Here is a 13512-nt window from a genome sequence, read left to right on the forward strand (position 1 = left end):
CCGCGCATCAGTTGCCGAGCAGATCGTCCAACGCTGAATCGAACCGCGGATAGGTGAACGAGAAGCCGTTGTCCGCCAACACTTTCGACACGGCATGACGACCCGTCAGGCCCAGGGCAGCGTCACTGCGCAAAAGGAACGCGCCGATTCTGACCATGAATGCGGGCGTCGGCGGCGCAGGTGGGCGATGAAGGTGCTTGCGCAGCCCGGCCATCAGTTCTGAGTTCCGGACGGGATCCGGAGCAGTCGCGATGACCACGCCCGAGGCAGCTGAATCGGGTTCCAGGGCCCACCGCACGATCGACAGCCAGTCGTCGATGTGAATCCAACTGGTCCATTGACTACCCGAGGCAACGCGTCCACCCAGCCCGAGACGCACGAGCAACAGGAGTCGTTCGAGTGCCGGCGTGCCTTTTTCCAGGACGACGCTGGTCCGCAGGATCACTACTCGTGACGTGTTGGCGCCCTCGACCGATGCCTCCCAGTCCTTTGCGACGTCGGTCATCTGAGGCGGCCCGTCAGCGAGAGGAGAATCCTCGTCCAATCGGCTCTCACCCGCATCGCCGTAGATCGCGAGCGTGCTCGCCTGGATCCACACCGGAACAGGGCTCGCCAGTAGTTTCGACGCTTCGACCAGCGCGCGGGTCGGATCGACTCGGGAACTGGTGAGCAATGCGATGTTTGCCGGGGTGGGTCGGCGATCGACCAACTCGCCGGCAAGGTTGATCACCGCGGCGCCGTCGAGTTCTCCTGCCCAGTCGCCGACCGTGACACCGTCCCACTGAACCTGCCTGTGCCGACCGGGTTTCGGTGATCGAGTCAGGACCACGACGTCATACCCACGGTCGGCGAGATCGTCGCTGATCCGGCGGCCGAGAGCACCGGTGCCACCGGCGATCACGACCTTCGCCATCACTGCGCCTGACTGACCGAGGACATGTGGAAATCGGGAATGCGCATTGGCGGCATCGCTGTCCGAGTGAACCAGTCTTTCCACTCGCGGGGAAGCGTGATCTCGGTGCGTCCAGCCTCGGTGACCCGCCGCAGCAGATCGAGCGGGCTCTCGTTGAAACGGAAGTTGTTGACGGCGCCGACGATCTTGCCGTCCTCGATCAAATACACCCCGTCACGGGTGAGTCCGGTCAACAGCAGCGTCGTCGGATCCACCTCACGGATGTACCAGAGGGTTGTGAGCAGTAGACCCTTCTCGGTACCTGCGATCATGTCCTCGATCGAGGTGTCGTCACCACCGGTCAGGATGAGATTGTCGCCGGGAACTGCGACAGGTCGACCGAATTCTCGTGCAGCGTGGCGCGGGTACGCCAGCGCATTGACAACCCCGTCTCGGACCCAGTCGACGGGTTCGATCTCCATACCGTTGTCGAACAGTGAGACGGATTCGCTCGACGACGTCGTGATCACGAACGGCGCGGACTGCAAGCCCTCGGCGCCGGGGTCGGAGGTCAGCGTGAGTGGCAAGGCACCCAGTTTCTCACCGATCCGCGTGCCGCCTGTGGAGGAAAGTGCGGTGTGCCCCTCTTCGGCGCCGCGGCCCTCCATGGTCCACATCAGATAGATCATCAGGTCCGCCACAGCCGACGGCGGAAGAATCGTCTCGTAGCGGCCGGCAGGCAGGCTGACGATATTGCCCGCCCAGTCGAGTCGAGTGGTCAATTGCGACAACAGGTTCGGTATCGAGATATCGCTGAAATCGACGGTCCCCGATCCGACCCAAGCGCTGGCGTCACCGCGCTTACCGTTGATCTCCACGGAGCCGGTCGCTTGAGCAGTTCTGCGTCGCACGCCCGTCGAAGATCCGAGCCAGGTGGTGTGCATCTGGTGGTGGGCGAACCCGAACAGCTGGTCACCGCCGTCGAAGGCCGTGGACAGGTCGGCAGCCAACTGCGCGAAGACACCGATGTCGGTCAGGGCGGGCGGCAGGCCCCAGTCGGTCTCGGCCGCCGACTGGGTGATCAGGTCGGACGCGTCGTCGGCGGGAGTGGCTGTGCGCGCAGCTTGTTCGCTTGCTTTCACGAGTGCAGAAATCTGCTCCGGATCGACACTGCTGGAACTGACAGTGCCCACCTTCGCGATGTCTCCCTCGCGCACGATCGAGATCACCGTCCACGTCCGGGACAGCGACACTCCGTTGGTGGTCATCGAATTGTTGGCCCACCGCAGCGACGCCTCACTCGCATCGGTCACGATCACCAACGATTCGTCTACCGTCCTCGCGGCCAATGCACGCTCGACGACTTGCTGCGGATCGATCACTGCTGAGCCTCCGAACGAGTGTTGAGGATGTTGACTCCGCGGAACAGAGCGGACGGGCAGCCGTGGCTGACCGCCGCAACCTGGCCGGGTTGCGCCTTGCCGCAGTTGAATGCGCCTTGCAGGCGCCACGTCGACTCACCGCCGACGGCTTCCATCGAGCCCCAGAAGTCCGTAGTCGTCGCCTGATATGCCACGTCACGCACCTGGCCGTCGAGCTTTCCGTCGCGGATCTTGAAGAACCGCTGACCGGTGAACTGGAAGTTGTAGCGCTGCATGTCGATCGACCAGGACTTGTCTCCGACGACGTAGATGCCATTCTCGACGCGCGAGATCAGGTCTGCGGTCGAGGTGTCCGTATGGGGATCGGGGGAGAGCGAGACGTTGGCCATACGCTGGATGGGAACGTGATGTGCGGAGTCGGCATACGAGCAGCCGTTGGAACGCGTCAGTCCCAGTCTCGGCGCGAACACTCGATCGAGTTGATATCCGACCAGTGTTCCGTCGGCGACCAGATCCCACCGTTGTGAGGCGACTCCGTCGTCGTCGAATCCGACGCTGGCCAGGCCGTGCGCTTCGTTACGATCGGCGGTCACGTGCATGAGTGGCGTTCCGTATTTCAGCGTTCCCAGCTTGTCCGGCGTCGCGAACGATGTACCGGCGTAGGCCGCTTCGTAGCCGATTGCGCGGTCGTATTCGGTGGCGTGCCCGACGGATTCGTGGATCGTGAGCCACAGATTGGTCGGATCGATCACGAGATCGGTCGGACCTGCATCGACAGTGGGCGCCTTGGTCTTCTCGGCCAGCCACTCCGGGATCTGCGCGAGCTCATCGCCCCAGTTCCACGTGCTCTGCTCCCCGAGGTACTCCCATCCGCGCCCTACCGGCGGCGCCAAGGTACGCATCGATTCGAAGCTGCCGGCAGACTTGTCGACGGCAGTCGCCTCGAGTTCGGGGTGCAGACGCACCCGTTGCTGGGTGATCGACGAACCGGCCAGATCCGCGTAGTAAGTCTGCTCCTTGACCTGGAGGACACTCGCCGTGACGTGGTCCACGCCGTCAGCGGCTTGAAGCCGTCCGGAGTAGTCGACCAGCAGGGCTACCTTGTCGGCCGTCGGCACCGCGAAGGGATCTTCGAGATACGGGGACACCCACGTCGCGTCGGCGTAGACGGGCTCGTCGGCGAGGGTGACCGGATCCCGATTGAGCGAGCGCAATGCCTTCGCGACCTCGACCGCTTGGCGTGCCAGCGCAGCCGCGACGTCAGGGGACACCTCGGCGTGAGAGGCGAATCCCCACGTGCCGTCGACGATCACGCGGACGGCGACCCCGATCTCGTCTCCGTCCGACACAGCCTGAACTACGCCGTCGCGCAACCGGATCGACTGTGTGAGCACGCGGTGGACACGAACATCGGCGTGCTGGGCACCGGCTGTTTTCGCCGCCGACAGCGCCGCATCAGCGACAGCTCGCAACGGGAGGGCGAGGAAATCTGCATCGACATCTCGGGTGACGGTCACGCACACGACGCTAGTCGACGACCGCTGATCTCAGCCGAACTGCTGCCATCCGAGACGAATCACCATGGCGATCACGACAACCAACAGCGTGATCCGGACGAACCCGGATCCCTTGCTCAACGCCATCCGCGAACCGATGACCGCGCCGAGAACGTTGCACACCGCCATCGCCAAACCCAAACTCCACCAGACATGCCCGGTGACGGCGAAGTACGCGAGCGCGCCGAAATTGGAGCCGAGATTGATCACCTTCGCCATCGCTGCGCTCCGAACGAATTCGGTTCCGAGGAAGGTGGCGAAGCTGATGATGAGGAACGTGCCCGTACCGGGTCCGAGCAGACCGTCGTAGAGGCCGATGAGCCCGGCGGAGAGCAGCAGGACGAGGACAGTCTTGCGCTGCGTCGGACGATGAGTGGCGATCGTGGTCCCCAGCGTCGGACGCAGTGTCACGAAGACGGCGACAGCGACGAGGACCACCATCACGATCGGAATGAAGTACTTCTTGTCGATCAGTGAAACGGCAGCCGCTCCGCACGCGGCCGTCACCGCAGCCAACGCGGCTGCCGGCGCCATCTGCCGCCACTCCATCGGGATTCGACGCGAGAACGTGTACACCGCGGCACTTGTCCCGGTGAACGCCGTGAGTTTGTTGGTGGCCAGCGCCGCTTGCGGGGTCAATTGCGGGGCGACCAGAAAGAGTGCGGGCAACAGAATCAATCCGCCTCCGCCGACGACGGCGTCCACCCAACCCGCCGCCGTCGCTGCCGTCATCAGCAGTCCCCAATCAGCAATATCCACGGCGGTGACTCTTTCACAGCTGTGACACTCTTGAGCACATGCGGAGGTTCAGCCTGTGGCTGCGAGGAAAGCCGATGATCGCGGACAGCGCTCTGGCGCTCGTGTTCTTCGCGCTCGAAGTTGTCACGTTCGTCAGCTCGCCTCGCGAGGAGAGATGGCCTCAGCTCGTCGTCGGGTTTCTGATCTGTCTGCCGGTCGTGTGGCGCCGCAAGTTTCCGCGCACCTCGGCAGCGTCCATCTTGTCCATGTCGTACTTCGCAACCCTGGTGATGTGGGCATCGGGGGATCCGGCTGCGGAACATCCAGGCCTGCTGGCTCTCGGGGTCTCGCTCTATACCCTCGTTGCCTATGTCGATCGACGTACCGGGGCGATCTTCGCCTGCTTCCTGGCCCTGGACATGACTCTCTCGTTGCTCGTGATCCGCGAAGACGTGATCCTCACGATCATCATTGCGACACTGCTGTATGCACTCGCCTGGATCACCGCCGAGTTCTTGAGCGCGCGCCGCGCCTACGACGAGGAAGTGGCCGCCAGACTCGAAGTGGCCGAGTACGAACGGGATCGACGCGCCGAGGACGCGGTGGCCACGGAAAGAACCCGAATCGCCCGCGAACTCCACGACGTCGTCGCCCACGCGGTCAGTGTGATGATCGTGCAAGCAGATGGCGCCTCGTACGCGGTCGATTCCAATCCGGCGTTGACCAAGAAGGCGCTCGGCAACATCTCCAGCACCGGACGCGACGCCCTTGCCGAGCTTCGTCGTACCGTCTCCCTTCTGCGCACCGAGGTCAGCAGCGACGCGATGCCGCAACACGGAACTGCCGGTATCGCCAAGGTCGTCGAGATGATGCGTGCCGCGGGGCTCGGCGTGCGCCTCGAGCTGACCGGTGAACTCGACGACGTCAGCCCGTCGGTCAGCCTGGGCATTCACCGCCTCGTCCAGGAATCGCTGACCAATGTTCTCCGGCACGCCGGCGCAAACCCGAAGGCCCGAGTCACTGTGCGCCGCACCGAGACCGCGGTACTGCTCGAGGTCGTAGACAACGGAACGTCGAGTTCGACCTTCGCGCACGGCTCGGGCAACGGACTGGTGGGCATGCGTGAGCGGGTGGCGGTACTGCACGGAACGCTCGAGACCGGACGACGCCCCGACGGCAGTTGGCGTGTGTATGCAGAGCTGCCTCTCGAGATCCACGATTGATACCGGCCGGGATCAATCGCGTTGGCACCGACGTCTCTGGCCCGATAGGTTTACGCCGTGCCCATCACCGTGCTGCTAGTCGACGACCAGGAACTCATGCGGATGGGCCTGAACATGGTGCTCGAAGCACATGAGGACATCTCGGTCATCGGCGAGGCCGGTGACGGAGCCGCGGCGGTCGCCGCGGCGGTGGCGCTGAAGCCTGACGTCGTGTTGATGGACGTGCGGATGCCGATTGTCGACGGAGTGAAAGCGACGGAGCAGATTCTCGCGTCCGGGATCGAATCCAGGGTCCTGGTGATGACGACGTTCGACCTGGACGAACACGCGCTCGGCGCCCTGCGCGCCGGAGCCAGCGGGTTTCTTCTCAAGGACACCCCGCCCGAGGATCTGGTGTCGGCCATCCGCAGCGTGGCGGCCGGTGACGCGGTTGTTTCCCCGAAGGTGACTCGTCGGCTGCTGTCGAGATTCATCGTCGACGGGCCGGCACCGCGACGCGATCCGGTGGTCCTCGACGTCCTCACCGAACGCGAACGCGAAGTCCTCGGACACGTCGCCACGGGACTGTCCAACATCGAGATCGCACAGCAGCTGTACCTGTCCGAATCGACGATCAAATCGCACGTCGGACGGATTCTCACCAAACTCGACCTGCGTGATCGTGTGCAGGCGGTGGTTCTGGCCTACGAGACCGGACTGGTGACTCCGGGCGCGTAGGCCGGCCGCCGGTCAGGCCGCGAGCGCTTGGCTCTGCTCAGGCATCGAATGCGCCCACTGTGGGCAGCACGATGCAGGTCTTACCGTCCGCGTAGTCGACGTTGCCGAACAGGGCGGCAAACACCTTGCCGTCACCGGTGTCGACAACCTTCGAGAGCAACGGCGTATCGAGTACCGGCAACTTCTCGTCCAACGGAACGATGCCACCCTTGAACGTGCCGATGTTGATCCAGGCGACACTCAACCCTGAGGTCTTGGGAATGCCCACGTAACCCGGGATTGCCTGGAACCGAAGGTGGTCGGCCTCGACCCACGGCGGCAACGGGAAGTTCGGACCGGCCTGTGCGGAGCTGAGGGTGACGGTGACGGGTTCACCGGCCACGCCACACCCGACCGTCGGCGCGGGGTACATGAACGACTGCGGCTTCGTGACGCCGATGTCCGGCAGATCGAGGGCGGCCGTGATCTGATCAGCGCCTGCCGTGCCGATCAACTGCTGAACAGCAGCAGAGGCTTCGGGCGAGATGGCTGCGGCCTGCGCGATCAGTGCGGCAATCCCTTCGGGTACTACCGGTTCTGCGGCCGCGGTTCCCGCGCTGATCATCGCGCTGCCGGCGGTGAGTGCCACGACGGCGGCAGTGCCGGCGATGGCAGCGGGAATGCGTCGGGCGAGTGTCTTGCCGGGGAGTCGGCTCATGTCGGGCTCCTTCACTTCATGAGGCCGGGAAATGCGGCCCGAAGTGACTTGACCATGCGCAGAGTCTCAACGTCAACTTGAGGTTTAGAATCGTTAGCGGAGCGTTAGTTAACGCCAGGCAAGTCGCACGTGAGCGACGGGAGGCCCGTGTGACTCACGGCACCCCACTGTTTTTGCCCCTCTGCGTCGTTGTCGGGAGAAAAACCGGCCCCCCGAGCGTTGAACGAATAGACCGTCTGAAAGGGGACGTCATGATCGCCGCCGTATTCCTCCTCTACGTGATCGTCGAGATCGCAGCCTTGGTCATCGTGGGCAACGCCATCGGTGTCGCCTGGACAGTGCTGCTGTTTCTCGCCGGTTCGCTTGTCGGATTGATCCTCATGCGTTCGCAGTGGCGACGAGTCATGGACGGCTTCCGCAAGGCCACGCGAGGTGAGGGGTCGCCGTCACTGGCGGTCGCCGACGGCGCCTTGGTGGCTGCGGGTTCCGCCTTGATGTTCGTGCCCGGACTCGTGACTTCCGTTCTGGGACTTCTCCTTCTGATTCCACCGACCCGCTGGGCGCTCCGCCCACTGGCGGTCCTCTTGGCAGGCAAGCGTGCAGCAGCATTTGCCGCCGGCGGTGACGCCTTCGCCGGAACCGTCGGCTATGCGTCACGCATGCGCGGAAACGGCGAGGTGATCGACGGAGAGATCATCGTCGAGACACCCGAAACCACCGAGTACGTCGCCAGCAACGGCAAGGAACTGGTCCTCGAGGGTGAGATTCTGGACACGGATACACCCACCCGTTCGCGGGGGCCGCAGTACTAACAGGCAGACTGGGTGCTCGTGACTACTCGTCTGCTGGTCAACGGCCGGATCTACAGTTCATTTGCACCTGATGCGACCTCGATCGCCATCACCGACGGCACCGTCGTGTGGGTCGGCGACGAGCGCGCCGGACGGGCGTTGCATCCCGCCGCGGAGGTCGAAGACCTGGGCGGTGCGTTTGTCACTCCGGGATTCGTCGACACCCACGTCCACATCACTGCACTGGGCCTCAATCTCGTCGGTCTGGATCTCGTGGGCGCGAACTCACTGGACGAATGCCTCTCTCGAGTACGAACATTCGCAGCGGCAAACCCCGAAACCGCCCATCCCGACGCAGTCATCTGGGGACACGGTTGGGACGACACCGAGTGGGCCGATCAGACGCCGCCGTCGACCGAAGATCTCGACGCGGCCGCCCCTGGCCGCAAGGTGTATCTCTCGCGGATCGATGTTCACTCGGCCGCTTGCTCGAGCGCATTGCGCGACGGGATCTCCGGCCTCGCCGAGACTGCCGGATACTCGGCCGACGGCCCGTTGACCTTCGACGCACACCACCTCGCGCGCAATGCCGCTCGGAACCTGCTGACCGAAGATCAGCGCGCGTCTGCCCGCACCGCGGCGCTCGATCTGTGCGCCTCCCGCGGGATCGTTGCCGTGCACGAGTGCGGAGGACCGGACATCTCGGGATTGACCGACTTCCAGGAACTGCTGGCCCACGACCACGGCGTGGAGGTTCGGGGCTATTGGGGTGAGCGCGTAGACAGCGAGTCGGATGCTCGGGCACTCCTCGACAAAACCGGAGCGCACGGACTCGGCGGGGATCTCTTCATCGACGGCTCGCTCGGTTCGCATACCGCATGGTTGCTCGAACCCTATGCAGACCAACCAGATTCGACGGGTAATGCTTATCTCGACGTCGACGCGATCGCCGCACACATCCGGGCCTGCACGCTTGCAGGAGTCCAGGCCGGGTTCCACGCCATCGGTGACGGCGCCGTCTCGTCGGCAGCTGCCGCGTTCCGCAAGGTCGCCGACGAACTGGGTGGCCCCAAGGTCGCTGCGCTGGGTCACCGTCTCGAGCACGCGGAAATGATGTCGATGGCCGACGCGGAGACCTTCGCGGCGTTGGGCGTCATTGCGAGCGTCCAACCGGTGTTCGACGCACTGTGGGGTGGCACCGACGGTCTGTACGCCACACGCCTGGGAGTCGACCGCGCAGCAGCGTTGAATCCGTTTGCACCCGCTGCCGGTAAGGGTGTCTCGCTCGCATTCAGCTCTGATGCCCCGGTCACCCCCATCGAGCCGTGGGCGATGCTGCGCGCCGCTGTCCAGCACCGCACCGACGGAAGTGGGATCTCGCCGCGTGCGGCCTTCTCCGCGGCAACACGCGGAGCCTGGCGCGCGGGCGGAGTGCGGGACGGCGCAGCGGGAACCCTCAATCCGGGCGCACCGGCCTCCTATGTGTTGTGGGAGGCAGGCGAACTCGAAGTGAGCGCACCGGCCGATTCGGTTCAGCGATGGTCTACCGATCCGCGCTCGCGAGTACCCGCTCTGCCGAGGTTGGCGGAAGATGCGCCGATTCCGGTCTGCATCAAGTCGGTTCATCGTGGACGCGTTGTCTATCAGCGCGGCTCGACGAGTGAGTGAGGCCGGCGCCCAGGCGCCCGTCGGTGACCGCTCACGCGTGAATGCGGTGCTCACCGGTTCCGCCTGGCTACGTTCGCTGTACGCAGCCGCAGGCGGATTCCTGATCTTCGCCGGATTCCCACCCCGCCCCCTGTGGTTTCTGGCGCCAGTCGGGATCGCTCTTCTGACATGCGTGTTGACGAACTTCGGTCGTGGCGGACTGCGCCTTCGTGCCGGATTCGGTTACGGGTATCTGGCCGGTCTCGGTTTCCTGGTGCCGCTGCTTCCGTGGATCGGTGTGTTCGTGGGCGCGGTCCCGTGGATCGCGTTGGCTGCCGTGGAGTCGTTGTTCATCGGACTGTTCGGGTTGCTTGCGGTCCTGGTGGCGAGATTGCCGTGGGCGCCGTTGTGGATTGCCGCGACCTGGACGCTGACCGAGTGGCTTCGTTCCAGCGTTCCTTTCGGTGGATTTCCCTGGGGCAGGCTCGCATTCGGCCAATCCGAAGGGTGGCTCCTCCCACTCGCGAGTGTCGGCGGTGCGCCGCTGCTCAGCTTCGCGGTGGCCCTGACCGGTACCGGCTTGGCAGCAGTTGCCGTCGCTGTCGCGGCCAAACGATGGGACCGCGGATTCTTCGGAGCTGTTGCCGCCGTACTCGTGCCCGTGATCGTTGCTCTTGTGATGTCGCCGTTCCTGTCCACCATGGATTCCGGAGACCGAACGATCACCGTCGCCGCCATTCAGGGAAGCGTTCCGCGGTTGGGCTTGGATTTCAATTCGCAACGCAAGCAGGTCCTCGACAACCACGTCACCGAAACCGTGAAACTTGCTGCCGAGGTCGACGCAGGCCGCGTCGATCAGCCTGACGTCGTGATCTGGCCGGAGAACGCCTCGGACATCGACCCCCTGCGGAACGCCGATGCCGCGGCCGACATCACCCGAGCCTCCGAAGCCATCGGAGCGCCGATTCTTGTCGGCACCGTACTCGTGAATGCCGATCGTACGACCACCAATTCGGCGATTGTGTGGGACGGCGCCAACGGTCCTCAGGAACAGCACGACAAGAAGATCATTCAGCCGTTCGGCGAATACCTGCCCTACCGAAGCTTCTTCCGGAACTTCTCCTCGTACGCCGATCGTGCGGGTAATTTCGTACCCGGAGAGGGCAACGGCGTCGTCCACGCAGCGGGTGTGCCGATCGGCGTCGCGACCTGCTACGAGGTGGCGTTCGACCGAGCGTTCCAGGAATCGGTGCGCAACGGTGCGCAACTGCTGGCGGTACCGACCAACAACGCCACCTTCGGGGACACCGAGATGACGTATCAACAGCTGGCAATGTCTCGTGTGCGGGCAGTCGAGCACGGCCGCGCCGTCGTTGTCGCCGCAACCAGTGGTGTCAGTGCCATCATCGGTCCCGATGGTGCAGTGACTTCGCAGACCGACCTGTTCGTGCCGGCGGCACTGGTGGCGAAGGTGCCACTCTCGACCAGCTCCACTCTCGCCACTCGAGTAGGGCCGGCGCCGGAGATCGTGCTCGGCATCATCGCGGTCGGCGCGATTGCCATGGCCGTGGTAGCCCGGCGCCGAGATCAGGCTGAGCAATCACCCGAGGAGACTGCGCCAGTCTGAGCCGAGCAACGGATATCGGGCACTCGATGTTCCGAGGGGCACCTACGCGGGTACTCGCTGTGCCACCCGTTCCTGCGTAAAGGCGGCCTCCCTTGACCGAGCCAGACAAGACCGAGCCTGAGAAGACCGAGCCTGAGAAGACCGAGCCCCAGACTGCAGTTCGCAAGACCAGTGTCGTCGACGCGGTTCTGCAGTCACCTCTCGCCGGCCTGTCACCGTGGATCTTGCTGTCTTTGCTCTCCGGGCCGGGAAGGTTCGAGGAATCCGCGGCCGCTGCGCTCGGGTTGTCGCTGCTGATCTTGGCGGCCAGTCACCGGCGCGGCGGTACCGTGAAGCTGTTGGAGGTCTTCGACGTCGTGTTCTTCGGCGTTCTGGCATCCATCGGGCTCCTCGCGTCGGCGAACACGATTCGGTGGTTCGAACTCTGGGGCGGGGAACTGACCAACATCGCACTGGTGGTCTTTGCCTTCGGGTCGATCCTGCTTCGTAATCCGTTCACGTTGCAGTACGCGAAAGAGTCGACGCCCGAAGAGTATTGGACGACGCCACTGTTCTTGCGCATCAACTACGTCATCACGGCAGTGTGGGCTCTCGCCTTCACCTGGTCGGCTGCGGTGGGCCTGTTCGGAGATGCACGGCTGCACGACGGTGACAACTTCTGGACCGGATGGATTCTGCAGTTGCTCGGAACGTTCTTCGCGATCTCGTTCACCGAGTGGTATCCCGAGTACGCGCCGAACAAGGCCGCTCAGGCGCAGGGTCGCGAAACCGAACCCCCGCAGTCGATTTTCAGGCTGTTCGACTTTCTGCCGGTGTTCGTAGCCGTGACCGGTATTGCGGGGCTGGTAACCGACTCGGTGTCCGTGACCGCGGGCGTCACGTTGATTCTGGTCGGCGTATTCGGGCATCTGGCGATGCGAAGGTTCACCGTCGACTAGTCCGCGAACATTCGGGGCAGTCGAATTCGGACGCCGCTCGACAGCTGGAAGTTTGGTGTGTCGCAGGGTGGGGGATACAGCTCACACTGGTGCACGAAGCAGTGCCGATGGTTCTCCAGCGCGAATCCAGGATTTGCGCACTGTCGGCCCGTGAGTGCGCCTGGATGCTGAATGACGCTGTGCTGAAACATTTTTCACTACGGCGAGGCATCCCGGAGTTGCCACGTCGAAGAAGGGCCGAAGTATGACGTCGACTTGTGAACGATCACTCCCCGAAGAACGAGAAAGACCGCCCGGTGTAGAACCGGACGGTCTTGATCGAAGTGCTAGTTCATGCGCCGCGACGCTTGGCCTTCAGCAAATCGAGACGCTCTTTGAGGAGCTCTTCGAGTTCCTCGACCGAGCGACGCTCGAGCAGCATGTCCCAGTGGGTGCGGGGAGGCTTGACCTTCTTGGCTTCGGGAGCAGTTCCCTCCATGAGGGTGCCTTCGAGTCCGTTACGGCACAACCAGGTGCCGGGGATCTCGGCTTCGTCCGCGAACGGGATGTCGAAGATCTCGCCGTTCTCGCACTTGTACTTGGCCATACGACGGGGCGCGAGGTCATGGTCACGGTCGGTCTCGTAGCTCACAGCTCCGAGACGGCTACCTCGAAGTACGCGATCTGCCATGGTGGTGTCCTCTCTTCGTTCGTCACCGCTGGTGGGCGCCCTGACTTGGGGAGTAGACGCTCACACTCATCTACAACGCCACGAGCACCCGATTGGTTCCCGTGTGGCGAGAAGACGCAACCTCTCCATCTTACCGGGTGCCGTGCGCGTTCATCGAAGGCGTCCGAATCTCGAGTACAGTGTCGACTCATGGCTGAAAGCACACGCGTCGGATCACCGCAGACTGCGCGTTCCGGAAATCCGTGTGCGTGGTGTGGCCGCGAGGTTGCGGTCACGGGAGTGGGTCGACGACGCCGGTACTGCAGCCAGTCCTGTCGCCAGCGCGCATACGAGCAGCGCAACGCCGTCAAGGGCACGTCCATCCCGGCTGATGCCGTCATCTTGACCGCAATCGAGGCTGTCGAACTGGTGGATCGGATGTTCGAGGTTCGCTGCGCCGCCGAAGATGTAGCGACAGCTGTCGCCGAGGGCGCCCAGAGTTCCGAGCTCACGCAGTTATGTGAACGGTTGACCGAACTTGCCCGTGAAGCCGAACGTTTCCGGTGAAGCAGGTGTGGGCAACCGGTTTCTAGCCTTGCGTCGAGCACTGCAGCACTGCGGTGCTCCTGACGCCTGACGACGACAAATTTTGATC

Annotated in this window: 13 protein-coding genes; 7 read left to right on the plus strand and 6 right to left on the minus strand. The window is 63.9% G+C overall.

Features of this window, described 5'->3' with window-relative positions; translation table 11 throughout:
- Positions 1 to 7: 7 nt before the first annotated feature.
- Genes G8767_RS10940 through G8767_RS10955 form a run of 4 tightly spaced genes read right to left on the minus strand, consistent with a single transcriptional unit; the run spans position 8 to position 4589 of the window.
- Positions 8 to 913: a TIGR01777 family oxidoreductase gene (locus tag G8767_RS10940; RefSeq protein ID WP_166810169.1), complete on the minus strand. Its 906-nt coding sequence runs from the start codon at positions 911 to 913 to the stop codon at positions 8 to 10.
- Positions 913 to 2274, minus strand: a complete 1362-nt coding sequence (locus G8767_RS10945) for a metallopeptidase TldD-related protein (RefSeq protein ID WP_166810170.1) — start codon at positions 2272 to 2274, stop codon at positions 913 to 915. The genes G8767_RS10940 and G8767_RS10945 overlap by 1 nt, the downstream gene beginning before the upstream one ends.
- The gene (locus G8767_RS10950; protein ID WP_166810171.1) at positions 2271 to 3791 is read right to left on the minus strand and encodes a TldD/PmbA family protein; all 1521 of its coding nucleotides are present in this window, start codon (positions 3789 to 3791) and stop codon (positions 2271 to 2273) included. The genes G8767_RS10945 and G8767_RS10950 overlap by 4 nt, the downstream gene beginning before the upstream one ends.
- Positions 3792 to 3821: 30 nt before the next feature.
- Positions 3822 to 4589 carry a TSUP family transporter gene (locus tag G8767_RS10955; protein WP_095970119.1) on the minus strand — a complete coding sequence of 256 codons (768 nt, stop codon included), beginning with the start codon at positions 4587 to 4589 and terminating at the stop codon, positions 3822 to 3824.
- Between the two features lie 38 nt (positions 4590 to 4627).
- On the opposite strand from G8767_RS10955, the gene G8767_RS10960 reads away from it, so the two are divergent.
- Positions 4628 to 5791 carry a sensor histidine kinase gene (locus tag G8767_RS10960; RefSeq protein ID WP_166810172.1) on the plus strand — a complete coding sequence of 388 codons (1164 nt, stop codon included), beginning with the start codon at positions 4628 to 4630 and terminating at the stop codon, positions 5789 to 5791.
- Positions 5792 to 5848: 57 nt separating this feature from the next.
- Entirely contained in the window at positions 5849 to 6508 is a 660-nt protein-coding gene (locus G8767_RS10965; protein WP_003945024.1) for a response regulator transcription factor, read from the plus strand.
- 37 nt (positions 6509 to 6545) lie between these two features.
- On the opposite strand, the gene G8767_RS10970 is transcribed toward G8767_RS10965, so the two are convergent.
- Positions 6546 to 7205 carry a hypothetical protein gene (locus G8767_RS10970; protein ID WP_095970261.1) on the minus strand — a complete coding sequence of 220 codons (660 nt, stop codon included), beginning with the start codon at positions 7203 to 7205 and terminating at the stop codon, positions 6546 to 6548.
- Positions 7206 to 7456: 251 nt separating this feature from the next.
- Here G8767_RS10970 and G8767_RS10975 point away from each other — a divergent pair, with 251 nt between their 5' ends.
- From G8767_RS10975 to G8767_RS10990, 4 genes are all read left to right on the plus strand, one after another.
- Positions 7457 to 8017 (plus strand): FxsA family protein, encoded by a 561-nt coding sequence (locus G8767_RS10975; protein ID WP_095970121.1) that lies wholly within the window; start codon positions 7457 to 7459, stop codon positions 8015 to 8017.
- 12 nt (positions 8018 to 8029) lie between these two features.
- Positions 8030 to 9664, plus strand: coding sequence for an amidohydrolase (locus tag G8767_RS10980; protein WP_166810173.1), 1635 nt, complete (start codon positions 8030 to 8032; stop codon positions 9662 to 9664).
- A 37-nt stretch (positions 9665 to 9701) separates the two neighbouring features.
- Positions 9702 to 11270 (plus strand): apolipoprotein N-acyltransferase, encoded by a 1569-nt coding sequence (gene lnt, locus G8767_RS10985; RefSeq protein WP_166810252.1) that lies wholly within the window; start codon positions 9702 to 9704, stop codon positions 11268 to 11270.
- Between the two features lie 92 nt (positions 11271 to 11362).
- Positions 11363 to 12208, plus strand: a complete 846-nt coding sequence (locus tag G8767_RS10990; protein WP_166810174.1) for a hypothetical protein — start codon at positions 11363 to 11365, stop codon at positions 12206 to 12208.
- A 331-nt stretch (positions 12209 to 12539) separates the two neighbouring features.
- On the opposite strand, the gene G8767_RS10995 is transcribed toward G8767_RS10990, so the two are convergent.
- Entirely contained in the window at positions 12540 to 12878 is a 339-nt protein-coding gene (locus G8767_RS10995; RefSeq protein WP_003944971.1) for an RNA polymerase-binding protein RbpA, read from the minus strand.
- Positions 12879 to 13067: 189 nt separating this feature from the next.
- On the opposite strand from G8767_RS10995, the gene G8767_RS11000 reads away from it, so the two are divergent.
- The gene (locus tag G8767_RS11000) at positions 13068 to 13424 is read left to right on the plus strand and encodes a hypothetical protein (RefSeq protein WP_166810175.1); all 357 of its coding nucleotides are present in this window, start codon (positions 13068 to 13070) and stop codon (positions 13422 to 13424) included.
- Positions 13425 to 13512 lie beyond the last annotated feature (88 nt).

The organism is Rhodococcus sp. IC4_135 (assembly GCF_011602025.1).
Lineage (GTDB): Bacteria > Actinomycetota > Actinomycetes > Mycobacteriales > Mycobacteriaceae > Rhodococcus_F > Rhodococcus_F baikonurensis.